Source organism: Afipia sp. Root123D2, from assembly GCF_001425835.1.
Lineage (GTDB): Bacteria > Pseudomonadota > Alphaproteobacteria > Rhizobiales > Xanthobacteraceae > Afipia.
In genome coordinates, this window is record NZ_LMDP01000003.1 from 741,257 (window position 1) to 765,224 (window position 23,968).

The 23,968-nt window shown below is 64.9% G+C and carries 22 protein-coding genes and 1 pseudogene; 13 read left to right on the forward strand and 10 right to left on the reverse strand.

Going from position 1 to position 23,968, the window contains the following annotated elements; translation table 11 throughout:
- Window positions 1-3 precede the first annotated feature (3 nt).
- The 7 genes from dapB to dnaK all read right to left on the reverse strand — a co-directional run bounded on the left by dapB (window position 4) and on the right by dnaK (window position 6,501).
- Window positions 4-819, reverse strand: a complete 816-nt coding sequence (dapB, locus tag ASC80_RS18690) for a 4-hydroxy-tetrahydrodipicolinate reductase (protein WP_056300372.1) — start codon at window positions 817-819, stop codon at window positions 4-6.
- 83 nt (window positions 820-902) lie between these two features.
- Window positions 903-1,208 (reverse strand): DUF1330 domain-containing protein, encoded by a 306-nt coding sequence (locus ASC80_RS18695; RefSeq protein WP_056300375.1) that lies wholly within the window; start codon window positions 1,206-1,208, stop codon window positions 903-905.
- 17 nt (window positions 1,209-1,225) lie between these two features.
- The gene (pyrF, locus tag ASC80_RS18700) at window positions 1,226-1,939 is read right to left on the reverse strand and encodes an orotidine-5'-phosphate decarboxylase (protein ID WP_056300379.1); all 714 of its coding nucleotides are present in this window, start codon (window positions 1,937-1,939) and stop codon (window positions 1,226-1,228) included.
- Between the two features lie 6 nt (window positions 1,940-1,945).
- Window positions 1,946-2,527: an NADPH-dependent FMN reductase gene (locus tag ASC80_RS18705; protein ID WP_056300380.1), complete on the reverse strand. Its 582-nt coding sequence runs from the start codon at window positions 2,525-2,527 to the stop codon at window positions 1,946-1,948.
- A gap of 75 nt (window positions 2,528-2,602) precedes the next feature.
- A complete protein-coding gene (locus ASC80_RS18710) occupies window positions 2,603-3,202 on the reverse strand; it encodes a class I SAM-dependent methyltransferase (RefSeq protein ID WP_056300384.1) in 600 nt (199 codons plus the stop codon).
- A 92-nt stretch (window positions 3,203-3,294) separates the two neighbouring features.
- Window positions 3,295-4,428: a molecular chaperone DnaJ gene (dnaJ, locus tag ASC80_RS18715; protein WP_056300386.1), complete on the reverse strand. Its 1,134-nt coding sequence runs from the start codon at window positions 4,426-4,428 to the stop codon at window positions 3,295-3,297.
- 159 nt (window positions 4,429-4,587) lie between these two features.
- Window positions 4,588-6,501: a molecular chaperone DnaK gene (gene dnaK / locus ASC80_RS18720; protein WP_056300388.1), complete on the reverse strand. Its 1,914-nt coding sequence runs from the start codon at window positions 6,499-6,501 to the stop codon at window positions 4,588-4,590.
- A 298-nt stretch (window positions 6,502-6,799) separates the two neighbouring features.
- Here dnaK and ASC80_RS18725 point away from each other — a divergent pair, with 298 nt between their 5' ends.
- Together ASC80_RS18725 and ASC80_RS18730 are read left to right on the forward strand one after the other, a co-directional pair.
- Complete coding sequence (locus ASC80_RS18725) at window positions 6,800-8,068, forward strand: glycosyltransferase family protein (RefSeq protein ID WP_056300393.1); 1,269 nt, start codon at window positions 6,800-6,802, stop codon at window positions 8,066-8,068.
- Between the two features lie 108 nt (window positions 8,069-8,176).
- Entirely contained in the window at window positions 8,177-9,148 is a 972-nt protein-coding gene (locus ASC80_RS18730) for a hypothetical protein (RefSeq protein ID WP_056300396.1), read from the forward strand.
- Between the two features lie 102 nt (window positions 9,149-9,250).
- Here ASC80_RS18730 and grpE read toward each other — a convergent pair whose 3' ends face one another.
- Window positions 9,251-9,862 (reverse strand): nucleotide exchange factor GrpE, encoded by a 612-nt coding sequence (gene grpE, locus ASC80_RS18735; RefSeq protein WP_056300399.1) that lies wholly within the window; start codon window positions 9,860-9,862, stop codon window positions 9,251-9,253.
- 107 nt (window positions 9,863-9,969) lie between these two features.
- The gene (gene hrcA, locus ASC80_RS18740; protein ID WP_056300400.1) at window positions 9,970-11,061 is read right to left on the reverse strand and encodes a heat-inducible transcriptional repressor HrcA; all 1,092 of its coding nucleotides are present in this window, start codon (window positions 11,059-11,061) and stop codon (window positions 9,970-9,972) included.
- A gap of 163 nt (window positions 11,062-11,224) precedes the next feature.
- Here hrcA and rph point away from each other — a divergent pair, with 163 nt between their 5' ends.
- Genes rph through hemW form a run of 3 tightly spaced genes read left to right on the forward strand, consistent with a single transcriptional unit; the run spans window position 11,225 to window position 13,773 of the window.
- Window positions 11,225-11,941 (forward strand): ribonuclease PH, encoded by a 717-nt coding sequence (rph, locus tag ASC80_RS18745; RefSeq protein WP_056300404.1) that lies wholly within the window; start codon window positions 11,225-11,227, stop codon window positions 11,939-11,941.
- Between the two features lie 43 nt (window positions 11,942-11,984).
- Window positions 11,985-12,626, forward strand: a complete 642-nt coding sequence (gene rdgB / locus ASC80_RS18750) for an RdgB/HAM1 family non-canonical purine NTP pyrophosphatase (protein ID WP_056300408.1) — start codon at window positions 11,985-11,987, stop codon at window positions 12,624-12,626.
- Window positions 12,613-13,773 (forward strand): radical SAM family heme chaperone HemW, encoded by a 1,161-nt coding sequence (hemW, locus tag ASC80_RS18755; protein WP_200941215.1) that lies wholly within the window; start codon window positions 12,613-12,615, stop codon window positions 13,771-13,773. Before rdgB ends, hemW begins: the two co-directional genes overlap by 14 nt.
- Before the next feature lie 155 nt (window positions 13,774-13,928).
- On the opposite strand, the gene ASC80_RS18760 is transcribed toward hemW, so the two are convergent.
- A complete protein-coding gene (locus ASC80_RS18760; protein WP_056300410.1) occupies window positions 13,929-15,131 on the reverse strand; it encodes a penicillin-binding protein activator in 1,203 nt (400 codons plus the stop codon).
- 239 nt (window positions 15,132-15,370) lie between these two features.
- Between ASC80_RS18760 and rsmI the strand changes: the two genes are divergently transcribed.
- From rsmI to olsB, 8 genes and pseudogenes are all read left to right on the forward strand, one after another.
- Window positions 15,371-16,321: a 16S rRNA (cytidine(1402)-2'-O)-methyltransferase gene (gene rsmI / locus ASC80_RS18765; protein WP_056300413.1), complete on the forward strand. Its 951-nt coding sequence runs from the start codon at window positions 15,371-15,373 to the stop codon at window positions 16,319-16,321.
- Window positions 16,308-16,721: a YraN family protein gene (locus ASC80_RS18770; protein WP_056300416.1), complete on the forward strand. Its 414-nt coding sequence runs from the start codon at window positions 16,308-16,310 to the stop codon at window positions 16,719-16,721. Before rsmI ends, ASC80_RS18770 begins: the two co-directional genes overlap by 14 nt.
- A gap of 71 nt (window positions 16,722-16,792) precedes the next feature.
- Window positions 16,793-17,734: a glutathione synthase gene (gene gshB, locus ASC80_RS18775; protein WP_056300417.1), complete on the forward strand. Its 942-nt coding sequence runs from the start codon at window positions 16,793-16,795 to the stop codon at window positions 17,732-17,734.
- 223 nt (window positions 17,735-17,957) lie between these two features.
- Window positions 17,958-18,827 (forward strand): hypothetical protein, encoded by an 870-nt coding sequence (locus tag ASC80_RS18780; protein WP_056300420.1) that lies wholly within the window; start codon window positions 17,958-17,960, stop codon window positions 18,825-18,827.
- Window positions 18,828-18,897: 70 nt separating this feature from the next.
- Window positions 18,898-19,872, forward strand: a pseudogene (locus ASC80_RS18785) (YifB family Mg chelatase-like AAA ATPase); the annotation flags it as partial.
- 109 nt (window positions 19,873-19,981) lie between these two features.
- Entirely contained in the window at window positions 19,982-20,464 is a 483-nt protein-coding gene (locus ASC80_RS18790; RefSeq protein WP_056300423.1) for a hypothetical protein, read from the forward strand.
- A gap of 124 nt (window positions 20,465-20,588) precedes the next feature.
- Window positions 20,589-22,826, forward strand: a complete 2,238-nt coding sequence (locus ASC80_RS18795) for an ATP-binding protein (protein ID WP_056300425.1) — start codon at window positions 20,589-20,591, stop codon at window positions 22,824-22,826.
- A gap of 130 nt (window positions 22,827-22,956) precedes the next feature.
- Entirely contained in the window at window positions 22,957-23,919 is a 963-nt protein-coding gene (gene olsB, locus ASC80_RS18800; protein WP_056301033.1) for a l-ornithine N(alpha)-acyltransferase, read from the forward strand.
- The last annotated feature ends 49 nt before the right edge of the window (window positions 23,920-23,968 follow it).

Consider the following 23,968-nt stretch of genomic DNA (forward strand, 5'->3'; position numbering starts at 1 on the left):
TTATTATGACGGTTTCAGGGCAAGCACATCGGCCATCGAATAGTGGCCCGGCTTGCGCCCGTGCGCCCACATCGCAGCCTTCAGCGCGCCGCGCGCGAAGATCATCCGGTCCTCGGACTTGTGCGTGAGTTCGATACGTTCATACGGACCGGCGAAGATCACGGTGTGATCGCCGGTCACGGTGCCGCCGCGCAATGTCGCAAAGCCGATGTCGCCGGAATGCCGCGCGCCGGTATGACCGTCGCGCGAACGCACCGAGCGTGCATCGAGATTGACGGCGCGGCCTTCGGCGGCGGCTTGTCCGAGCAGAAACGCCGTGCCCGAGGGCGCGTCAATCTTGGCCTTGTGATGCATCTCGAGAATCTCGATGTCGAAATCGTCGTCGAGCGATTTCGCCACCTGCTTCACCAGCGCGGCAAGCAGGTTGACGCCGAGGCTCATGTTGCCCGACTGCACGACGATGGCGCGCGAGGTCACGCTCTTGATCACGGCGTTGTCCGACGCCGACAATCCGGTGGTGCCGATCACATGCACGATCCCGCGCTCGGCGGCGATCGCGATATTGGCGATGGTCGCGGCCGGCACCGTGAAGTCGATGATGCCGTCAGCATCCTTCGACAGGCTCCACAAATCGCCGGACAGCATGACGCCGTTCGGCGGTAGCCCTGCCAGCACGCCCGAATCCTCGCCGAGCAATTCGGAGCTCGGCGCTTCCAGCGCGCCGGTGAGCGTCACGCCTTCCGTCTCGGCAATGGCGCGGATCAGGGTCCGGCCCATCCGTCCGCCCGCTCCCGCCACGATCAACCGCATATCGGACATATCAAAACCTCTGAAATCAACTGCCGGTATAGCGGGCGGGCGAGGCTTTGTCAGTACCGCGAGGCGGCTGCTCGATAAGAGTCTTAGGGCTGCGGCCCCTCATAGCCTTCGACAATGATGATCTCGCCTTCGGAGTAAGGCGCGCGCTTCTTGATCAGATCCTGATATTCCGGCGAGTGATAGCAGGCGAGCGCGGTCTCGTAGTCCTTGAATTCGAGCACGACGTTGCGCGACCGGGCCTTGCCCTCATGGGCTTCATGGGCGCCGCCGCGCACCAGAAACTTCGCGCCGTATTTCTTGAAAACCTCGCCGTTGCTGGCGACGTAATCGCGCTTGTAGCCTTCAAGATCGTGCACGTCGATGCGCGCAACCCAGTAACCCTTGGCCATGGACGCCTCCCTTGTTGTTACAGCGCGCCGCGCGCTGCCTTGATTTCGGCGACGATGGCGTCCGCCGCCGCTTTCGGATCGGCGGCTTCCATCACCGGACGGCCGACGACGAGATAATCCGCGCCGGCGGCGATCGCCCGCGCCGGAGTCATGACGCGCTTCTGGTCGCCGGCGGCATTGCCGGCCGGGCGGATGCCCGGCGTCACCAGAGACATGCCGGTGCCGACGATGCCGCGCAGATTGGCAGCCTCTTCGCCCGAGCACACCAGCCCGTCGATGCCGATGGCCTGGGCCTGACGCGCGCGCATCGCGACCAGCTCGGAGACGCCGAAGCGCGAGCCGGTGTCCTTCAGGTCGTTATCGTCATAGGAGGTCAGCACGGTGACCGCGAGAATCTTCAGGTTCGATCCGGCACGCGCGTCCACCGCCGCCTTCATGGTCTGCGGATAGGCATGAACGGTGAGGAAGGTCGCGCCGAGTTTGGCGACGCTTTCGACGCCGCGCGCCACGGTGTTGCCGATGTCGTGTAGCTTGAGATCGACGAAGACTTTCTTGCCGGCGCGCGCCAGTTCGGCGGCGAGCGACAGGCCGCCGGCGTAACCGAGCTGATAACCGATCTTGTAGAACGACACGCTGTCGCCGAGCCGCGCGATCATCGCCTCGGCATCAGCCACGCCCGGAATATCAAGAGCGACGATCAGCCGGTCGCGCGGCTCGATGGTTTGCGCCATGACACCTCACATCATTTGCTGGGCGACGTCGATCAACTGCCGCACCGTGGAGCGAAGCTGATCGGCATCGCGCTGGTCTTTCAGGCGATCCATGTCGTCGAACGCCTGACCTGCGAAGGACAGCGCTATCTGGCGCGGAATCACAGTGGCGCCGCAGCCGAGCGCGAGAATCTGGCGCAGCGCCATCAGCACGCGCAGGCCGCCGAACTTGCCGTCCGATGCTGCGCCGATCGCGAACGCGCGTTCGCGAAACACCTGACCCAGCGTCTCGTTGCGGTCGCGCACCCGCGTCACCCAGTCGATGGTGTTCTTCACCAGCGGCGGCACCGAGGAATTGTATTCGGGCGTGACGATCAGCACGCCATGATGCGCTTCGATCATGCGCTTGAGATCGACGGCGTTTTTCGGAATGCCGGATTTTTCCTCGAGATCGCCGTCGTAGATCGGCAGCGGAAAATCGCCGAGCGAGATCAGCGTGACGTCGACATTCGCCAGCGCGAGTTCCTTGACCGCAGCGGCGGCGAGCCGCGCGTTGAACGAGCCCGTGCGCAGTGAGCCGGGAATGACAAGGATTTTCAGGACAGCCATGGAATCAGGATTAGAGCATTTCGCGGCAAAGAGGAAACCGGTTTGCCGCAAGGTCCCGAATCTGCAGGGGCCACATCAGCCCTTGCGATAAACCCAGACCCGGGCTGGCGGCAGATTCATCCAGATCCGTTCGGAGGCCTGGGTCTGGACACCCGGCAGCGATTTCGGAATCGGCGGCACGACAGAGTAAGTGAACTGGATGAACGGCGCGCCGGGAGCCATCTTGTGGAAGGCATCGCGCATCAGCTTCATGCGCGTCAGCATCGGCTTGGTCACCAGCGGCAGGCCGGATGCCATGGCGGCGGCGGGCTCGTCGAGCACCGAGAGAGTTTTTTCGAGGCGATAGGCGTCGCCCTGAATGATCCTGGCTTCGGGATAGCGCTCGCGCAGCAGCGCGCAAAATCCCGGATCGAATTCCACCAGCACCAGCCGCTTCTGCTCGACGCCATGGGCAATCAGCGCGTCGGTGATAGCGCCGGTGCCGGGCCCAAGTTCGACGACCGGGCCTTTCGAATTGATGTCGACGTAACGCGCCACGGTGCGGGCCAGAACCTTGCCCGACGGCATCACCGCACCCATGTGCAGCGGCTTTTCAATCCAGGAGCGGAGGAATCGAACTTCGTCGTCGAGACGAAGAGGCTTTTTCAATGCACGCGCGGTGGATTGCAAAGGCATGTTTTTACCGATTCGGATCCGATTGCGGGGCGGGATCCTTAAATTTTCTTCACAAATGGGTATCGCCCCAAGCGAAAACGGTCAAGACGATATCACGATGAATTTGCGCGCGTGCCGAAGAAGTCTTTGACCATCTTGAAGAAACCCGCAGCTTCGGGTTGGGTTTCACCCGAAGACAGCTTTTCGAACTCCGCCAACAGCTCTTTTTGCTTCTTGGTGAGATTCTGCGGCGTTTCGACGACAACCTGCACGTACATGTCGCCCATCTGGCGCGACCGCAGCACAGGCATCCCCTTTCCGGCAATCCGGAACCGGCGGCCGGACTGGGTTCCAGCCGGCACCTTCACCTTGGCTTTTGCCTTGTCGATCGTCGGCACCTCGAAGTCGCCGCCGACCGCCGCCGCCACCATCGACACCGGCACACGGCAGTGCAGATCGGCGCCGTCGCGCTGGAAGAACTGATGCGACGCGAGCGACAGGAAAATATAGAGGTCGCCCGGCGGGCCGCCCTGAACACCGGCCTCGCCTTCGCCGGCGAGGCGAATCCGCGTTCCGTCCTCGACGCCCGGCGGAATGTTGACCGACAGCGAACGGTCCTTCTGCACCCGGCCCTGACCCGAACAGGACGGGCACGGGCTTTCGATCATCTGGCCGCGGCCCTGACAGCCGGGGCAGGTCCGCTCCAGCGTGAAGAAGCCCTGAGCCTGACGCACACGCCCGGCGCCGCCGCACATCGTGCAGGCCTTCGGCTTGGTGCCGGTCTTGGCCCCGGTGCCCGAGCATTGCTCGCAGGTGACGGCGACCGGAATCTGGATTTGCGCGGTCTTGCCCTGGAAGGCTTCTTCCAGGGTGATTTCCATGTTGTAGCGCAGGTCGGCGCCGCGCTCGCGGCCGCCACGGCCGCCGCGCCCGGACATGCCGAATAGGTCTTCGAAAATGTCGGAGAACGACGAGGCAAAACCGGCGCCGAAGCCATGCCCGGCACCGCCGCCGCCCTGCTCGAAAGCGGCGTGGCCATAACGGTCATAGGCGGCGCGCTTGTTGCCGTCCTTGAGGATTTCGTAGGCCTCGGAGATTTCCTTGAACTTGTGCTCGCATGACGGATCGCCCGGATTCTTGTCCGGGTGCCACTTCATCGCAAGCTTGCGGAAGGCCGACTTCAGGCCGGCTTCATCGACGTTGCGCTCGACTTCCAGCGTCTCGTAATAACAAGTCTTGGTCGACATGGATCAGTTTCTCAACTGTCATGGCCGGGGAAAAGCGCATCGTGCGCCTTCGGATCGCATGCCCGGCCATCCATCGCTCTTTGAAGATGGGCCCCCGGGTTGAACCCGGGGGCGACAAACTCGCGAGGATCGAGAGCCATCGTCAGGCGCTCTCAGTCTTTACGCCGACTTCTTACTGTTCTTGTCATCGTCGACCTCGGTGAACTCCGCGTCGACGACATCGTCCTGCGCCGCATCCTTGGCGGCGTCGCGGGCTGCATCGCTTTCAGCCTGCTGCTGGTACATCGCTTCGCCGAGCTTCATCGACGCCTGCGCCAGCGTGTTGGTCTTGGCCTTGATGCCCTCGGCGTCTTCGCCCTTCAGGGCTTCCTTGAGGTCGGCCAAAGCATCCTCGATCGCCTTGCGCTCGGGCTCGCCGACCTTGGCGCCATGCTCGGCCAGCGCCTTCTCGGTGGAGTGCACCAGCGCGTCGGCATGGTTCTTGGCGTCGACCGCCTCGCGGCGCTTCTTGTCTTCGGCGGCGTTGGCCTCGGCGTCCTTGACCATCTTCTCGATGTCGCTTTCCGACAGTCCACCGGACGCCTGAATGCGAATCTGCTGTTCCTTGTTGGTCGCCTTGTCCTTCGCCGACACGTTGACGATGCCGTTGGCGTCGATGTCGAACGTGACCTCGATCTGCGGCATGCCGCGCGGCGCCGGCGGAATTCCCATCAGATCGAACTGACCGAGAATCTTGTTGTCCGCGGCCATTTCGCGTTCGCCCTGGAAGACGCGGATCGTCACCGCGCCCTGATTGTCCTCGGCGGTCGAGAACACCTGGCCCTTCTTGGTCGGGATCGTGGTGTTGCGCTCGATGATGCGGGTGAACACGCCACCCAGCGTCTCGATGCCGAGTGACAGCGGCGTCACGTCGAGCAGCAGCACGTCCTTGACGTCGCCCTGCAGCACGCCGGCCTGGATCGCCGCGCCGATGGCGACGACTTCATCCGGGTTGACGCCCTTGTGCGGCTCCTTGCCGAAGAACTGCTTCACCACTTCCTGGATCTTCGGCATGCGGGTCATGCCGCCGACCAGAACCACCTCGCTGATTTCACCGGCGGTGAGGCCGGCGTCCTTCAGCGCCTTGCGGCACGGCTCGATGGTTTTCTGGACGAGATCGTCGACCAGCGCCTCGAGCTTCGCGCGGGTGAGCTTGATCGTCAGATGCTTCGGTCCCGAAGCGTCCGCTGTGATGAACGGCAGGTTGATTTCGGTCTGCGTGGTCGACGACAGTTCGATCTTGGCTTTTTCCGCGGCCTCTTTCAGGCGCTGCAGAGCGAGCTTGTCGTTGCGCAGGTTGATGCCCTGCTCCTTCTGGAATTCGTCGGCAAGATAGCCGACCAGACGCATGTCGAAGTCTTCACCGCCGAGGAAGGTATCGCCGTTGGTGGACTTCACTTCGAACACGCCGTCGCCGATTTCCAGAATCGAAACGTCGAAGGTGCCGCCGCCGAGGTCGTACACCGCGATGGTGCCCTGCTTCGACTTGTCGAGGCCGTAGGCGAGCGCAGCCGCGGTCGGCTCGTTGATGATGCGCAGCACTTCAAGGCCGGCGATCTTGCCGGCGTCCTTGGTGGCCTGACGCTGGGCGTCGTTGAAATAGGCAGGAACGGTGATGACCGCCTGATCGACCTTCTGGCCGAGATGGGCTTCCGCGGTCTCTTTCATCTTCTGCAGGATGAAAGCGGAGACCTGCGAGGGCGAATAGGTCTGGCTGTCGGACTCGACCCACGCGTCGCCGTTGCCGGCCTTTACGATCTTGTAGGGGACGAGCTTCTTGTCCTTTTCGACCGTCGGGTCGTCGTAGCGGCGGCCGATGAGGCGCTTGACGGCGAAAATGGTATTTTCAGGATTGGTGACAGCCTGGCGCTTGGCCGGCTGACCGACGAGGCGTTCTCCGCCGTCGGTGAAAGCGACGATCGAGGGCGTCGTCCGCATGCCCTCGGCGTTCTCGATAACTTTCGGCGATTTGCCATCCATCACGGCGACGCACGAGTTCGTCGTGCCGAGATCGATCCCAATGACCTTTCCCATGGTCTTCAAATCCTTCTTTTTGCGGCAGGTTGGTTGTGCCCTGACGGCGCACCAAAACCCAACCCCCAATAACCCAAACGCGCAGTCCTGCGACGCTAGGCCTCATATAGGAGGGGGGGTGGTGGCCGCAAGGACCGGCTGCGCGGTTGATCCATTTTATCAGGGGTTTGCGGCACCCGGCCACGCCGGGCGGCGGCGGACCTGCTCCGGTCCGGGGCGGATCGTCGATATAAGCGGATGTTAACCGGAAACTTCCAAACATCCGGCCATGATTGCTGCCCGCGCATCTTCCGGACCGATGGCGAGACGCGGATGGATCGCGGCCTCCATCGTGATCGCCACCCTTTTCACGCTCGCCGCGACCGGCAGCGCCCTGCGCAAGCCGGTCACCCAGGGCTTCGACGAAGTCGCGCACCTGTCCTATGCCGCCACCCTGCAAGCCTCGCCCTGGCCGTTCTGGCCCGGTTTCGCGCGGATGCATTTGATCGATCCGGCGACTTTCGAATTCACGGCGGAACAAAATTACCTCAATCATCCGCCGTTCTATTACGCGGTGGTGGCCGCGATCGCGCCGGCCATCGCCGGGCATCCCTCCGCGCTGATGCCAGCCCGTTTGATCAATGTCGCGATGGCGCTGGCCGGCGTGATCGCCTTGCTGGTGCTCGGACGGCGCATGCGGCTCGCTCCGCTCGAATTCTACGCTTTCGCCGTGATGATCGCGACAGTCCCGGTGCTGTCTCCACTCGCGGGCGCGGTGAACAACGACAATCTGTGCATCGCAACCGGCGCGATCGGCATGCTTGGCCTTTACGATTACGCGCGGACGCGCGCGACCGTGCCGCTGCTTCTCGCCTGCGCCGGCATGATCGTCGCCAGTGCCGCGAAACTCACCGGACTGCTGCTTGTCGGCACGACGTTCGCGCTGACCATGGCCATGATCGCGTGCGATCACCCGGCACATCGCCGCCACCTCGTCATCGCGCTCGCCGGCCTGATGATCGCCGCCGCGCCCTATCTGGTTTTTCTCGCGCAATACGGCAGTCCGGCGCCCGACACCGCGGCCCAGGCCGAGATGGTGCGCAGCTCCGCACGCGCCGCCGGCTGGGCCGATCAGCCGCGGCTGACGTTGCCCGCCTATATCGCGTTCTTCCTCAAAACGATGCTGCTGGAATGGATGCCGACGCTTCGCCCGCGCGGCGCGTTGCACTACGTGCTCCTGATCTGCCCGGCGATCGTGATGCTGACGTCGCTCGCCGGAACGGCCCTGTCGCTGCGCGCCGTCGTCCGGCGGGAATCCACGCCGGCCGATCTCGTCATTGCCGCCGGGGCGCTGGCGACGGCACTGACGCTCGCAGCCCACATCATGTTCAGCTACCAGCGTCATGTGCAGACAGGCTGGTTGATGGACGCCTATCCGCGCTATTATCTGCCGCTGCTTGCGCTTCTGCCGATGGCGGCGCTGAGATTCGCGTCCGCGATCAGGACCGACCGTGCGCGGCCCGCCCTGCTGGCGCTGCTGATCGCATCGCCGATGATTTTTCAGGCTTTCGGCGAGCCGCCGGGCTAGCACCGACCGCGCCCATCCCATAAACTTGATCGCCGGGGTTTGAACGGGATGCGGGGCAGGGCCATATCCGACCATTGAACGGCCTTATTGAGACAGCAATCAGGTTTCATGAAATACATTCTCCGATTCCGCGCCGCCGCAGCGATTGGTCTTGCCGTGATCCTCCTTGCCTCGATCACGCTCGCCGTTCCCGCCCGCGCCGCCGATCCGGTCTATCCGCCGGGATTGCACGTCGGTCTGGTCCCGATCGACGGGCTGACCGCCGCCACCCAGTTCACCGGCTTCGAGACCGCCGACCAGAAAGTCAAAATCGGCGTGACGGAAATTCCCGAGGGCGCATTCGATGCCGTCGATGCCGCGTTCAAAAGCGGCAATTCGATGCCGCACGGCTCGATCAAGCCCGAGGAATTCCAGACCGCCGCCGGCAAGTCCTACCTGACCAGCGAAAGCGGCAAGGACAAGGACGGCACCCAGGTGCAGAACTATTCCCTGATCCTGCCGGGCAACAAATTCTCCGGCTACGTCATTGCCCAAGTGGCCGACGGCGCCGACAAGAAATTCACCGCAGAGGCGATCCGCACGATGCTGGCCACCACCACGCTACGCGCGCAGGTGCCGGTCAAGGAACAACTCGACCTGCTCGCCTTCAACATCACCGACCTCGCCGATTTCAAAACCGTCCGCACGCTGGCGCCGCGTTCGGCGGTGCTGCTGACCGACGGCGATGAAAACACCACCCTCGACGGCGCGCCCTACATGGTGATCGGATTGATGCCGAGCGGCCCGGCGCAGCCCGAGGATCGCGACCGGTTCGCGCGCCAGTCGGCGGCGTCGATTCCCGGCATGCGCGAGGCCCGCATCACCTCCAGCGAAGCGATGCGCATCGACGGTTCGCCCGGATACGAGACGCGGATCGACGCCGTCAGCGGCAAGAACGATACGCCGGTGACGATCGTGCAATGGCTGCGGTTCGGCTCCGGCAGCACATCGCTGCGGATCATCGCCAGCGCCACGCGCACCGAATGGCCGAAGGCGTTTCCGCGCTTCCGCCAGGTGCGCGACGGCATCCAGCCGCGCTAGGCAAGGGCTTCGAAACAAGGCCACAATGAAAACCGCCGCGGCAGGATCTGCCGCGGCGGTTTCTTTACTCATCATTCAGCTACGCGGGCGCGCAAAAAAATCTCAGACAGTCTTGTCCTGCGACGGTGGCGCCTTGGCGCCGCCCTTGGAGACACCCACCAGCGCCGGACGCAAGATCCGATCGCCGATCATGTAGCCGGCTTGCACGACCTGCACGACGGTTCCCGCCGGCACCGAGGCATCGGGGATTTCAAACATCGCCTGCTGCAGGTTCGGGTCGAACTTCTCGCCGACCGGATCGAACTTGCGCACGCCGTTCTTCTCCAGCGTGTTGTGCAGCGAACGCTCGGTCAGCTCGACGCCTTCGATCAAACCCATCAGTCCGGCGTCGGCGGAGGCCTTCGCCTCGGCGGGCACGGCATCGAGCGCGCGCTGCAGATTGTCGGCGATGTCGAGAATGTCACGGGCAAACCCGGCGATACCGTAGGTGCGCGCATCGGCAACTTCACGCTGCGTGCGCTTGCGGAGATTCTCCATCTCGGCCAGCGTGCGCAGCATCTTGTCCTTCGCCTCGGCGGCTTCCTTGACGAGTTGCTCGTTCGGATCGACGACCGGTTCGGGATCGTCCGGCATGATGTAGGGCTTCGACACCTTGGGCTCGGTGTCCTGCACCGGCTTGTCCAAGTTGTCTTTTTGTCCGTTGGTTTCGGCCATTTACGCTACGTCCATCATGTTGGAAAAACTCTTTGCTGGCATATCGTTGTTTGGAGCCGAAAAATCAAGCGCGGAGACGTCTGTTTCGGGCCGGATGGCCGCCTGCCTCATTTGCCGAGCATCTGGCTGACGATGCGCGCGGCATAATCCACCATCGGAATCACCCGCGCGTAGTTCAGCCGCGTCGGCCCGATCACGCCGAGCACGCCGACGATCTGCCCCGCGCCGTCGCGATAGGGGGAGATGATCGTCGATGAGCCCGACAGCGAAAACAGCTTGTTTTCCGAGCCGATGAAAATGCGCACGCCGTCTGCGCGCTCGGCGCGGCCGAGCAGATCGACGACGCCCTTCTTGGTTTCGAGATCGTCGAACAACAGCCGCACGCGTTCGAGATCTTCCATGGCGTGAAGATCCTCGAGCAGATTGGCGTGACCGCGCACGATCAGCTGGCGGTCTTCGCTGCCGCCGCCGGACCAGCTCGCGATGCCGGCCTCGATCACCTTCTGCGTCAACTGATCGAGTTCGGTCCGGCTCTGCGTCAGCGCGGCTTCGAGATCGTCGCGCGCTTCCGCCAGCGTGTGGCCGCGAATGCGCGCGTTGAGAAAATTCGAGGCTTCGGTCAGCGCCGATGCCGGAACACCGGGCGGCAACGGCAGCACGCGGTTTTCCACCTGACCGTCTTCGGCCACCAGCACCACCAGCGCCTGCTCCGGCTCAAGGCGGACGAATTCGATATGCTTGAGCCGCGCGTTCGATTTCGCGGTCAGCACCACGGCGGCCGCGCGCGTCAATCCCGACAGCCGCGTCAGCGCTTCGCTCAACGCCGCTTCGACCGACTGCGCCTTGCCGACAGACGCAAGCTGGGCCTGGATCGATTGCCGCTCGGCTTCGGTCAGGTCGCCGACCTGCATCAGCGCATCGACGAAAAACCGCAAACCAAGTTCCGTCGGCAACCGGCCCGCGGAGGTGTGCGGCGCATAGATCAGCCCGAGCTGTTCCAGATCGGACATCACATTGCGCACCGACGCCGGCGACAGCGGCACGGTGATCAGCCGCGAGATGTTGCGCGAGCCGGCCGGCTCGCCGGTCGCGAGATAATTCTCGACAATTTGCCTGAAAATATCGCGCGAGCGTTCGTTGAGCTGGGCGAGCCCGGCTTTTGCGGTCAACAGATTTCCGATCGGATCGTGATGAGCCAAGTCTTGCTCCTTAGAAGGCCAATTTGTCCATCGCGCGGGCCAATGACAAGCCGCATTGCGGATTTGGGTTACCTGAATGGCCGCGACAGCCCTTGCCGCAGCACCCGGCCACCCCTAAAAGCACCGCAAGATCGACATTTCCCTGATTTTCCGGAGGAACCCCATGCGGCCAAGCCGTCGCGCGCCTGACGAACTGCGCGCCATTTCACTCGAGCGCGGCGTGGTCAAATACGCCGAAGGTTCCTGCATGGTGAAATTCGGCGACACCCATGTGCTGGTGACCGCGACTCTCGAGGAGCGGCTGCCGCCGTGGCTCAAGGGTCAGGGCCGCGGCTGGGTCACCGCCGAATACGGCATGTTGCCGCGCGCGACCCACGAGCGGATGCGCCGCGAAGCCTCGGCCGGCAAGCAGAGCGGCCGCACCGTCGAGATCCAGCGCCTGATCGGCCGCTCGCTGCGCACCACCGTCGATCTGGTGGCGCTCGGCGAACGCCAGATCACCGTCGACTGCGACGTGATCCAGGCCGACGGCGGCACCCGCACCGCCTCGATCACCGGCGCATGGGTTGCGCTGGCCGATTGCCTCGCGTGGATGAAGGCCCGCAACATGCTTAAGAGCGACAAGGTGTTGCGCGACAACGTCGCCGCGATTTCATGCGGCATCTACAACGGCACCCCGGTGCTCGATCTCGACTACGCGGAAGATTCCGAAGCGGAGACCGACGCGAACTTTGTGATGACCGGCGACGGCCGCATCATCGAGGTGCAGGGCACCGCGGAAAAAACGCCGTTCACGCAGGACGAATTTCTGGCGCTGATGGCGCTGGCGAAACAGGGCGTCGGCCGTCTGGTCGAGTTGCAGAAACTGGCGATGGCGTGAATTCGCCCTCGTCATCATCGGACATCACGGATAGCTTTCGACAATGAGCGCGCACCGCCGAATCACAGGCCGCCTCGTGATCGCGACCCACAATCCCGGCAAGCTCGTCGAGATGCGCGAACTTCTTGCGCCCTATGGCATCGAGGCGATCTCGGCGGGCGAACTGAATCTGTCCGAACCGGACGAAACCGGCACGACGTTTGAAGCCAACGCCCGGATCAAGGCCGTCGCCGCCGCCAACGCCGCGCAACTGCCGGCATTCGCCGACGATTCCGGTCTGGTGGTCGATGCGCTCGACGGACAGCCCGGCATCTATTCGGCGCGCTGGGCCGGACCGACGAAGGATTTCGCTGCGGCGATGAAGCAGCTCGAGCGCCTGCTGCAGGAGCGTGGCGCCACAGAGCCCGCGCAGCGCAAAGCGCATTTCGTCTCGGCGTTGTGTGTGGCGTGGCCCGACGGCCATTGCGACGAGGTCGAGGCGCGCGTCGACGGCACGCTGGTATGGCCGCCGCGCGGCACCGCAGGCTTCGGCTACGACCCGGCGTTCCTGCCGGACGGTCACACGCGAACTTTCGGCGAGATGACCAGCATCGAGAAGCACGGGCTGCCGCCGCTCGGTCTCGGCCTGTCGCATCGCGCGAAAGCCTTCGTGAAACTCGCGGAGATCTGCCTTGACCGCGATTGATCACAAGGAAGCCTTCGGCGTTTACGTGCACTGGCCGTTCTGCCTGTCGAAGTGCCCGTATTGCGATTTCAACAGCCACGTCCGTCACGCGCCGATCGACGAGGAGCGTTACGCCCGCGCCTTCGCGCGCGAGATTGCGACCACCGCGGCGCGCGCGCCCGGCCGCGAAGTGACGTCGATCTTTCTCGGCGGCGGCACGCCGTCGCTGATGCAGCCGCAGACCGTCGGCGCGGTGCTCGACGCCATCGGCCAGCACTGGCATGTCGCCAAGGATGTCGAGGTCACGCTCGAAGCCAATCCGACCAGCGTCGAGGCGACGCGGTTTCGCGGCTATCGCACCGCCGGCGTCAACCGCGTGTCGCTCGGCGTCCAGGCGCTCGACGACGTCTCGTTGAAAGCATTGGGCCGCCTGCACACCGCGCGCGAAGCGCTCGATGCGGTGGCGATCGCCCGCACGATCTTCGATCGTTATTCGTTCGACCTGATCTACGCGCGGCCCGACCAGACCGCGCAGATGTGGACCGACGAACTCAAGCGCGCGATTTCGGAAGCCGCCGAACATCTGTCGCTCTATCAGCTGACCATCGAGCCGGAGACGCCGTTCTTCGGACTGCACGCCGCCGGCAAACTGAAAGTGCCGGACGAGGCGGTGGCGCGCGCGCTTTACGACGTGACGCAGGAGGTCTGCGCGCAGCAGGGCCTGCCGTCCTACGAGATTTCCAATCACGCGCGGCCCGGCGCCGAGTGCCGGCACAATCTCGTGTACTGGCGCGGCCAGCAATATGCCGGCGTCGGACCCGGCGCCCATGCCCGGCTCGACATCGACGGCCGGCGCCATGCCATCGCCACCGAGAAGCGGCCCGAGACCTGGCTGATGCGTGTCGAAGCGCAGGGCAATGGCGTCATCGCCGACGACATCCTCAACAGCGAGGAGCGCGCCGACGAATTCTTGCTGATGGGACTGCGTCTCGCCGAAGGCATCGACCCGCAGCGCTACAAGGCGCTGTCCGGCCGCGCGCTCGACCCGCGCCGCATCGCGCTGCTGAAGGACGAAGGCGCGATCACGGTCGACGCCAGCGGCTGGCTGCGCGTCACCAAGGACGGCTTCCCGCTGCTCGACGCCGTGGTCGCCGATCTCGCGGCGTAAGTTCGAATCTCTCACACCAACTGAGCGAGCTATTTTTGCTGACTTGTCATGGCCGGACCTGTTCCGGCCATCCACGTCTTTGTGCTGCGGGGTCTTTAAAACGCGGATGCCCGGGTCAAGCCCGGGCATGACGACTCAGTGCAAGCTAGAGCCTCTTAAGCCCCGAAACTCTTCGGCGAGGCCGATGCGATCTGTCCGCCGCCGGAGGCGACCTTCATCACCGCGAGACCGCGATCGTTGATGCCGTCGGCGCGGAAACGAAACAGCCCGTCGATGCCGGCAAAGCCCGACGGGTTGGTCAGCACCTCCGCCGCGAACCGCTGCCCGCCCTGGGTGCGCGCCAGTGCCGCGACCAGCGCCACCGAATCGTAAGCCAGCGTCGCGGTGCGCACCGGATCCTGTCCGTACTTGGCGCGATAGCGCCCCGTGAAGGCGCGGAAGCCCGACGGATCGGGCGCGGCGTAGAAGCCGCCCTGCAGTGACGCATTGGCGAACACGCTTGGATTGTCCCACAGGCCGGTGCCGAGCAGTTGCACGCGCTTGAGGTCCGCCCCGCTGGCGGTGAGCGCCTCGGCGGCCTGCACCACCATGTCGCCGTCGTCGGCGAGCAGCAGCGCGTCGGCGCCGGACAGCGCCTGCGCGACGTTGCGCGCCGGCGCCTGCATCTGCGCGCGATCGGGGCCATATTTCTCGAACGCGACGATCCGTCCGCCCTTGCGCGCCACCGCCTGCTTGAACGCGGCCTCGACCACGTTGCCATAGGCATTGGACGGCAACATCGCCGCAAACGAACGCTTGCCGGTCGAGGTGGCGTAATCGACGATGCGGTTGACGTCGGATTCCGGCAGGAAGCTCAGCAGATAGACGCCGCGGCCCGCCACGCTCGAATCGGTCGAGTAGGCGATCACCGAGACGCCCTTGTTGCGCGCGAGCTGCGCGACCGGTGGAACCGCGAGGCCGAACAGCGGCCCGAGAATGATCTCGGCGCCTTCGTCGAGCGCCTGCTGGGCGCCCTGTTGCGCGCCCTGCGCGGTGCCGGCGTCATCCTTGATCAGAAGCTGAAGGTCGGGATTGCGGAATTCCGACAGCGCCAGTTCGGCGGCATTCTTCATCGAATTGCCGGCGACCCCGGCATTGCCCGAACCGGACATCGGCAGGATCAGCCCGACCTTGACCTTGCCGGACCCGACCGACGTCGGCTGCTGCGGCGGGCCGGACGGCTGTTCGGCACCCGAAAACAGCCCGCCAGGGCCACCGGCTCCGGCGCAGCCCGCCAGCAGCGGGGCGCCGAGAATCAGACCCATGGCCGTGCGGCGGGTGGTTGCAGAACTGTCGAGCTTGGACGTCGGACCGGCCATTTCACCTCTGTCGATTGATTTGGTCCCCACTGGGCCGCGAGCATCTGGTGCCGGGGATCTGGAGGGGGATTCAGGCATATTGTCGGCGATTAGTTAACCAGAATAAAAGGTTGACGGCACTGTCGGGCGCCTGTGACGGTATCTCAATGTGGGTGCTTGCTCCCCCATATGTTCGCAAGACGTAACAGCCAAGACGCAAGGGCCAAGACCTAACAGCACGGGGACGTTAGATTAAGGCCATGCGCCCCAAAACAGCCCCGCCCCGCGTCGTCGCGGCCGACCCCTCGGCCCCAGCTCCCCGCACCTTCACGCTCGCCGGCCAGCCGGTGAGCGCCCCGAAAGCGCGCCCCGGATTGTATCTGGTGGCGACGCCGATCGGCAACCTCGGGGACATTACCATTCGCTCACTCGAGACGCTGGCCGGTGTCGACCTGATCGCCTGCGAGGACACGCGAATCACGCACCGCCTGCTCGAGCGATTCGCGATCGCCGCGGCGCTGACGCCCTATCACGAGCACAACGCCACCACGGCGCGCCCGAAGATTCTCGAAAAGCTGGCGCAGGGAGCCTCCGTCGCGCTGGTGTCGGACGCCGGTACGCCGCTGATCTCCGATCCCGGCTACAAGCTGGTGCGCGAGGCCTGCGCCGCCGGGTTCACGGTGACCGCGCTGCCCGGCCCGTCCTCGGTGCTGACCGCGCTGTCGGTCGCGGCATTGCCCACCGACCGTTTTTTCTTCGAGGGATTCCTGCCGTCGAAGGAAATCGCGCGGCGCAACCGCATCACCGAGCTGGCGCGGATCGACGCCACCCTGGTGATGTTCGAATCCGGCACCCGGGTGCAGAATTCGCTGCGCGATCTCGCCGACATCATGGGCGCGCGTGACGCCGCGATCTGCCGCGAGATGACCAAGCTGCACGAAACCATTTCGCGCGCGACGCTGACCGAACTCGCGCAACAGGCCGACACGCTGGAGACTCGCGGCGAATTCGTGCTGGTGATCGGCCCGCCGCCGAAGGATGCCGGCGTGATCAGCGCCGAAGCGCTCGACGACATGCTGCGCGCCGCCTTGAAGCGCGGCAGCGTCAAGGACGCGGTGGCGCAGGCGCTCGAGGTCTCCGGACATTCGCGCCGCGAAATCTATGCCCGCGCGCTGGCGCTCTCGAACGAAGACGGCGATGGCGAAGAATGACGACGCCACGCCGCTGCGGCCGAAGCTGCGCACGCCAGCGCCGCAGCGCGTCGCGGCGTTCCAGACCGGCATCTCGGCGGAGAGCAAGGCCTGCGTCTATCTGATCGCCAAGGGCTACCGGATTCTGGCACGGCGCTTTCGCACCCCGCATGGCGAGATCGACGTGGTGGCGCGGCACCGCAACTGTCTCGTGTTCCTCGAAGTGAAAGCGCGCGGCGAACTGGACGACGCGGCCTATGCGGTGACGCCGCGCCAGCAGCAGCGCATCGCCACCGCGGCGCAAGTCTGGCTGATGACGCATCCCGATCATGCAAATCTGGATTGCCGCTTCGACGTTATTCTCATTGCGCCGAAGCATCTTCCGCGCCATCTGAAAGCAGCGTTCGACGCCGGCGGCTGACAAGCCGCTGGCAAGACCGTATCGTTTGACGCAAATTGCAGCCCTCGCCTCCCAACTTCCGGATCATTGCCATGACATTGAAAGTCGCCGTCCAGATGGACCCGATCGCGCGGATCAACATTCGCGGCGACTCCACCTTCGCGTTGTTGCTGGAAGCGCAGAAGCGCGGCCACGCGCTGTCCTACTACACGCCGGAGACGCTCTCGCTGGCCGGCAAGGAGGTCGTCGCCCGCGTGCAGCCGCTGACCGTGCGCGATGAGGAAGGCAATCACTTCACGCTCGGCGATGCGGTTCGCACCAATCTCGAATCCTTCGACGTGGTGCTGCTGCGGCAGGACCCGCCGTTCGATCTCGCTTACGTCACCACGACGCATTTGCTCGAGCGTATTCATCCGAAGACACTGGTGGTCAACGATCCGGCCAGCGTGCGCGACGCGCCGGAAAAGATTTTCGTGATGGAGTTCGCCGACCTGATGCCGCCGACGCTGATCTCGCGCGACAAGGACGAGATCAACGATTTCCGCGCCGCGCATGGCGACGTGGTGATGAAGCCGCTCTATGGCCACGGCGGCGCGGCTGTGTTTCGCATCATGCCGAAGGACATGAATTTCGGTTCGCTCTACGACATGTTCTCGCTCACCTTCCGCGAGCCGTGGGTGATCCAGCGCTTCCTTCCCGAAGTGAAGCACGGCGACAAGCGCATCATCCTGGTCGACGGCGAATTCGCCGGCGCGGTCAACCGTGTGCCCGCGCCCGACGATTTGCGCTCGAACATGGTGCGCGGCGGCGCCGCGAAGGCGACCGACCTGTCGCCGCGCGAGCAGGAGATCTGCAAGCGCCTCGGCTCGGCGCTGCGCGAACGCGGACTGCTGTTCGTCGGCATCGACGTGATCGACGGCCATCTCACCGAGATCAACGTCACCTCGCCGACCGGCATCCGCGCCGTCGCCAAGCTCGGCGGGCCGGACATCGCCGCGATCATCTGGGACACCATCGAAGCCAAGCGGCGCTGATTCTTTCCGGTTTGCCGCGTTGTCTTCACGCGACCCGCACCCGCCCTCGGGGCCGGGTCCGGGGGCATGCATCGCTCGAAAACGCTATCGGCGTTCGCGCGCCTTAATCAATTGCTGACCACCTTCTGCCAATCTGGCCGCTGGATTTCCGGCCGCCGGATATTACGGCAGCCGGTGTGATAGTTTTTGCGACCGTTTTCAGACTGCCCAAGGTTTTTGAGTCATGGCCATCGAGGTTTTCAGCGGGACGTCGATTCCGCGCGAGCTCACCACTGCTGCTATGGAATTTCTGTGGGCCAAGTGGCGCACGTTGCAAGCGACCGGCGGCCTGACGCTGCAACGGCTGACCGAGGAATCGGACTGCGTGCTGCGCACCAACTCGGCGCACATGATGCCCGTCGGCGACGATTTCATTTACATCTATGTCGGCGAGACCATTCAGCACGCCGCGGGCGAGAACCGGACCGGGACGCTGCTGTCGGCCAACAAGAACCCGCTGGCGAAGGAATTCGCGGCGGTCTACCGCCAGGTCGTGCAGCGGATGCAGCCGGCCTTCGTCCGCTTCACCGGCACGCGATCGCAAAACGGACAGCTCTGGCAGCGGCTGGTGATGCCGATCGCAATCGGCGACGGCGCGGTCTGCCTGTTCATCTATTCCGAACTGATCAGCCACCAGATGGAAGTTTACGACCAGCTGTTCCGCACCGCGCCGGACGCGATGATCATCGCCTGCCCGATGGTCAACGATGTCGGCCACACCACCGACGGCTGGGTCACCATGATGAACGACCGCGCCCGCGAGGTGCTGAAGTTCGAGGGCAGCATCGGCAATCTGCGGCTGTCGCAGGTGCCGCAATTCGCCGGGATCGATTTCTGGGGGCGGATCTATGCGCCGAAGGCCTCGGCCGCGATGGCGCCGCTGAGCACCGCCGATTTCGACATCGAACTGATGCGGTTTCCGCACGTGTTCGGGCTTCGGCTGCGGCCCAGGGAGGCGGTGGTTCAGGTCACCGAACCGGTGTCCCTCGCGCCGCTGGAGCGCGCCCGGGTCGAGGGACCGACCCCATGGATCACCGGCTCCTATACGCCGTGAAGCTGAGCGAGCCTCTTTTCGTTCTCTAAATGTTCTTGCGCTGGTCCGCGATATTAGCTTTCTCGTACCGCTCGACCTGCGCGACATCAAGGGCCAGGAAAGCGCCAAGCGCGCGCTCGAAATCGCCGCCGGCGGACACCACCTTCTCATGATCGGCTCGCCCGGCGCGGGCAAGTCGATGCTCGCGGCGAGGCTGCCGTCGATCCTGCCGCCGCTGTCGCCGGCCGAACTGCTCGAAGTGTCGATGATCGCGTCAGTCGCCGGCGAGATCGAGGACGGCACGCTGACCGCGCGCCGTCCGTTCCGCGCGCCGCATCATTCCGCCAGCATGGCGGCGCTCACCGGCGGCGGCATGCGCGCCAGGCCCGGCGAGATTTCGCTGGCCCATAACGGCGTGCTGTTTCTCGATGAACTGCCGGAGTTCGACGCGCGCGTGCTGGATTCGCTGCGCCAGCCGCTCGAGAACGGCGAGGTCGCGGTATCGCGCGCCAATCATCGCGTCACCTATCCGGCGCGCTTCATGCTGGTGGCGGCGATGAATCCGTGCCGCTGCGGCCATGCCTTTGAGCCCGGCTACACCTGCAAGCGCGGACGCATCGACCGCTGCGGCGCCGACTATCAAGGCCGCATCTCCGGCCCGCTGATGGACCGCATCGATCTGCGCATCGAGGTGCCCGCCGTGACCGCCGCCGATCTGATCCTGCCGCCGCCGGCGGAAGGCTCGGCCGAAGTGGCGGCGCGTGTCGCCGCCGCGCGCGCGATCCAGGTCGCGCGTTATGCCGCGATCGGCCTGCCGCACATCCGCACCAATGCCGAGGCGCCGGCGTCGGTGCTCGAAGACGTCGCACAGCCCGATGCCCAGGGCGCGGCGCTGTTGCGCGACGCCGCCGAAACCATGCGGCTGTCGGCGCGCGGCTATCATCGCGTGCTGCGGGTGGCGCGCACGCTCGCCGATCTCGACGGCGCCGACAAAATCGGCCGGCTTCATCTCGCCGAGGCGCTGTCCTATCGCGTGCTCGCCGAGGACGCAAAACGCGCGGCGTAGAGCTTCGCTCGAAAACGCCATCATCATAAACGCGAAAGTAACGATCCCGCTTTACGCTTTGAGAACCATAAACCCGGCCTGTTGCCGGGCTGTACCGAGTAGCGTTCCCATGTTGCGTATCAGTATCCTGGTGTCAGCCCTCCCCCTGATTGCCGCAGGCGGACTGGCCGGCGGGCAACTCGCCCCGGCCGCGCAGCCCTGCATCCAGCTCTCCAGCGTCTCGGTGCGGATCGCCCACGCGCCGTGGCAAAGCCAGCAGCATGTCTCCTTCACCACCGATCCCAAGGCGGCGACGGTGCGGGTGCAGATCGTCGACAGCCCCGAGTTGGCGGATTTCTCCGTGGTCGATGACGCCGATCCGCAAGATCCGAGCGCAGCGGAGGGCGCCGGCTGCTCGGCCGCCGGTCCCACCCGGTACATCGGCATATCGTCGACCGCTTCGCAGTCCGAGCCGGTGATCTATCTGTCGGCCGAGCCCGGCGCGGATTATCGCGTCTACGTGAACTCCAAAACCTTCACGGCTGAGGACGCGGCCGCGCTGATCGTCGGCGCGTCTCCGGCGCAGGCTCACCAGCTCGCCGCCGCGCTTTAACCTGCCGTCAACCATAACACCACGCGACCGGACGACGACAAACACGCTTCAAGTTCTTCGCAACGTCCGCGCAGCATCCTTCCAAACAGCGGTGGGTTCGCATGATCCAGAGTCGGGACGGAATATGATGCGGGGTTTGCGAATCAAGGCGAGGCGGCGCCGCTTCAACCGCAACCATCCGCGGATCGCATTCGCGATCCGCTCCTTCATGATTTTCTCGGCGACGTTCGGCGGGGCCTACGGCTTTCTCGCCGGAAGCCGTTCGCCCGACTCGGGCTATAACCCCACCACGTTCGCGATCGGCGCGAGTTTCCTGTTCGCGGTCGCCTGCGTCGCGCTGGCGATGCTGAGCATGCGGATGCGCTGGCTGCGCAAGAAAATGCGCACGCTCGCCCTGCACAATGAATCGCTGATGGACCGCAACTGGGAACTGAAAGAAGCCGAGCAGCATGCGCGGCGGCTGTTCGAATCCCAGAGCGACCTGATCGTGCTGCGCGATGCGCAGGGCCGCATCACCTTCGCCAACGATGCCTATTGCACGCTGGCGCAGAAATCCCGCACCGAGCTGACCGGAACCGATTTCACGCTCGACGTGCTTGAACAGGGCGAAGCCGCGATCGAGCCGAACGGCGCGCGGGTTCACGACCAGAAAATCGCAAGCCCGCTCGGCCCGCGCTGGATCGCGTGGCGCGAAAACCTGATCCGCCCGGACGCCGGCCAGCCTGCCGAACTGCAATGCGTCGGCCGCGATGTCACCGATCGCGCCGAGACCGAACGCGCGCTCGGCAACGCCCGCGACTATGCCGACGCCGCCAATCGCGCCAAGTCGAAGTTCCTGGCGATGGCCTCGCACGAAATCCGCACGCCGCTGAACGGCATCATCGGCATGAGCGGCCTGCTGCTCGACACGCCGCTGACGCCGGAGCAGACCACCTACGTCAAGGCGGTGAAAACCTCCGGCGACGCGCTGCTGTCGCTGATCGAGGAGCTGCTGGATTTCTCCAAGATCGAAGCCGGCAAGATCGACCTCGAACACCGGCCGTTCATGCTCGGCGCGCTGATCGAGGACATCACCGAATTGCTGGCGCCGCGCGCGCAGGCGCGCAATCTCGAAATCGCGTCTTACGTCGACGAGCGGCTGCCGCTCGAAGTGATGGGCGATGCGGCGCGGCTGCGGCAGGTGCTGCTCAACCTCGCCGGCAATGCGATCAAGTTCACCACAACCGGCGGCGTCGCGCTGATCGTCGAGCCCGGCATCTGGCCCAACGAGATCAGCTTCCTGGTCCGCGACACCGGCATCGGCATCGCGCCGGAAGCGCAGACGCGGATTTTCCGCGAGTTCGAACAAGCGGATGAAAGCACGGCGCGGACCTATGGCGGCACCGGCCTCGGACTGAGCATCAGCGAGCGCATCGTGCGGCGCATGGGCGGACGCATCGCGCTGGAAAGCACACCCGGCGAAGGCGCGACCTTCGAGGTGTCGATTCCGCTGAAGGCATCCGAATCCGCCGACGGCGCGGTCAACAGATTCATCGCGCCCAATCTCGCCGGCAAATCGATCATGCTGGCGGCGCCGCAGACCATCGAGACGGCGCTGATCGCGCGCCGGCTGGAGCGCTGGGGCGCGCAGACCTGCACCACCTCGGATCTCGCCGTGGCGCGTGCATTGCTGCCGGAGCGCGCGTGGCACGCATTGATTGCCGATCATGCGCTGGGCGGCGAGAACGTCCGGCGGCTCGGAAACACCGCGCTGGCGTGCGCCACCCATCGGATCGCGATGTTCACACCGGCCGAGCGCCACGACCTGCAGCCGTCGGCGATGGCCGCGTTCAACGGCTATCTGGTCAAGCCGCTGCGCGCCGCATCGCTGGCCGCGCGGCTGACGGCCGAAGCCACGATGCTCGTGCCCGACATCGGCAGCGACGCCGCCGATGTCACGATCGCGCCGTCCAAACCGGAAGGGCTTTCGATTCTGGTCGCCGAGGACAACGAGATCAACGCGCTGCTGATGCGCTCGCTGCTCACCCGGCTCGGCCATCATCCGGTGATCACCATCAACGGCCGCGAGGCGCTCGATTCGTGGCTCGCCGCGGAAATCGCCGGCACGCCCTATGATGTCGTTCTCATGGATGTGCAGATGCCCGAACTCGACGGCATCGAAGCGACGCGGCGAATTCGCGCCCATGAAGCCGAGCGCAGCCTGAGCCGCAGCCGCGTTCTCGCACTGACTGCCAACACGCTGGTGGACGATCGCTACGCCTGCTTCGAGGCCGGCATGGACGGCTTCCTGGTCAAGCCGCTCGATCGCGACAAACTTGTCGAAGCACTCGCGGGCTTCGCACCGGCGCGCGCCAACGCATAAGCGCCGCGCGCGTCGTCGAAACGTCGCAAACACGCGCGCCGCGCGATGTCATAAAAGCTTTGAACACCCGTGATTATTGAAGCGCGAAGGCCGCGCTGATCTGATTCGTGCGCGCGGCGCGAGGACTTTCATGCGCGGCGATGATTTCGTTGGCTCAAAGCCCGGCCTGATGCAATTGCTCAAGCCGGAGAATGCCAGATCGGCGGCGAACGCCGCAGTCACATGGTTCGCGCCACAGCTGCGCGGCGATTCCGTCATCAAGCCGTTTCACGGTTTCGCGGATCCGGTGCCGTCGCTCGGCCGCATCGGGCCGCTGGAAGTCCGGCTCGCCAGCAAGCCCGGCGACATCAAGCGCGCGCAGAAATTGCGCTACAAGGTGTTCTATCGCGACGGCAACGCAATCGCCGACGCCGCAACCATGCTGGCGCGCCGCGACAAGGATGCCTTCGACAAGGTCTGCGATCATCTGATGGTGATCGACCATGCCGCCAAGCCGTCGCTGAGCGGCAAGCAGCCGGTGGTCGGCACCTATCGCCTGCTCCGGCAGGATGTCGCCGAAGCCAGCGGCGGTTTCTACAGCGAGGACGAGTTCGACATCGCGAGCCTGATCGAGCGTCACGCTTCGCTGCGTTTCCTCGAACTCGGGCGGTCCTGCGTGCTGCCGCCCTACCGCACCAAGCGCACCGTCGAGCTGCTGTGGCATGGCGTATGGAGTTACGTGCGGCGGCACCGGCTCGATGTGATGATCGGCTGCGCCAGCCTCAGCGGCACCGACCCGGATCGTCTCGCAGTGCCGCTGTCGTTCCTGCATCACTTTGCCCGCGCGCCGGAAGAATGGCGCGCTCAAGCGCAACCGTCGCGCCGCGTCGAGATGAACCGGATGGCGAAGGATGCGATCGACACCAGGGCGGCGCTGCGCGAGCTGCCGCCGCTGATCAAGGGTTACCTCCGGGTTGGCGCTTTCGTCGGCGACGGCGCGGTGATCGACCACCAGTTCGGCACCACCGACGTGCTGATCGTGATGCCGGTCTCGGCGATCAGCGCGCGCTATATCGGCCACTTCGGCGCCGACGCCACGCGGCATGCGGCGTGATCTGAGGCTACAAATAGCGCGATAAAATTCGATGTCATCACCGGGCTTG

What these genes read in the sequence shown, in the direction of transcription:
- dapB (WP_056300372.1), bottom strand. Translation starts at nt 819, where the DNA reads ATGTCCGATATGCGGTTGATCGTGGCGGGAGCGGGCGGACGGATGGGC.
- ASC80_RS18695 (WP_056300375.1), bottom strand. Translation starts at nt 1,208, where the DNA reads ATGGCCAAGGGTTACTGGGTTGCGCGCATCGACGTGCACGATCTTGAA.
- pyrF (WP_056300379.1), bottom strand. Translation starts at nt 1,939, where the DNA reads ATGGCGCAAACCATCGAGCCGCGCGACCGGCTGATCGTCGCTCTTGAT.
- ASC80_RS18705 (WP_056300380.1), bottom strand. Translation starts at nt 2,527, where the DNA reads ATGGCTGTCCTGAAAATCCTTGTCATTCCCGGCTCACTGCGCACGGGC.
- ASC80_RS18710 (WP_056300384.1), bottom strand. Translation starts at nt 3,202, where the DNA reads ATGCCTTTGCAATCCACCGCGCGTGCATTGAAAAAGCCTCTTCGTCTC.
- dnaJ (WP_056300386.1), bottom strand. Translation starts at nt 4,428, where the DNA reads ATGTCGACCAAGACTTGTTATTACGAGACGCTGGAAGTCGAGCGCAAC.
- dnaK (WP_056300388.1), bottom strand. Translation starts at nt 6,501, where the DNA reads ATGGGAAAGGTCATTGGGATCGATCTCGGCACGACGAACTCGTGCGTC.
- ASC80_RS18725 (WP_056300393.1), top strand. Translation starts at nt 6,800, where the DNA reads ATGGCGAGACGCGGATGGATCGCGGCCTCCATCGTGATCGCCACCCTT.
- ASC80_RS18730 (WP_056300396.1), top strand. Translation starts at nt 8,177, where the DNA reads ATGAAATACATTCTCCGATTCCGCGCCGCCGCAGCGATTGGTCTTGCC.
- grpE (WP_056300399.1), bottom strand. Translation starts at nt 9,862, where the DNA reads ATGGCCGAAACCAACGGACAAAAAGACAACTTGGACAAGCCGGTGCAG.
- rph (WP_056300404.1), top strand. Translation starts at nt 11,225, where the DNA reads ATGCGGCCAAGCCGTCGCGCGCCTGACGAACTGCGCGCCATTTCACTC.
- rdgB (WP_056300408.1), top strand. Translation starts at nt 11,985, where the DNA reads ATGAGCGCGCACCGCCGAATCACAGGCCGCCTCGTGATCGCGACCCAC.
- ASC80_RS18760 (WP_056300410.1), bottom strand. Translation starts at nt 15,131, where the DNA reads ATGGCCGGTCCGACGTCCAAGCTCGACAGTTCTGCAACCACCCGCCGC.
- rsmI (WP_056300413.1), top strand. Translation starts at nt 15,371, where the DNA reads ATGCGCCCCAAAACAGCCCCGCCCCGCGTCGTCGCGGCCGACCCCTCG.
- ASC80_RS18770 (WP_056300416.1), top strand. Translation starts at nt 16,308, where the DNA reads ATGGCGAAGAATGACGACGCCACGCCGCTGCGGCCGAAGCTGCGCACG.
- gshB (WP_056300417.1), top strand. Translation starts at nt 16,793, where the DNA reads ATGACATTGAAAGTCGCCGTCCAGATGGACCCGATCGCGCGGATCAAC.
- ASC80_RS18780 (WP_056300420.1), top strand. Translation starts at nt 17,958, where the DNA reads ATGGCCATCGAGGTTTTCAGCGGGACGTCGATTCCGCGCGAGCTCACC.
- ASC80_RS18790 (WP_056300423.1), top strand. Translation starts at nt 19,982, where the DNA reads ATGTTGCGTATCAGTATCCTGGTGTCAGCCCTCCCCCTGATTGCCGCA.
- ASC80_RS18795 (WP_056300425.1), top strand. Translation starts at nt 20,589, where the DNA reads ATGATGCGGGGTTTGCGAATCAAGGCGAGGCGGCGCCGCTTCAACCGC.
- olsB (WP_056301033.1), top strand. Translation starts at nt 22,957, where the DNA reads ATGCGCGGCGATGATTTCGTTGGCTCAAAGCCCGGCCTGATGCAATTG.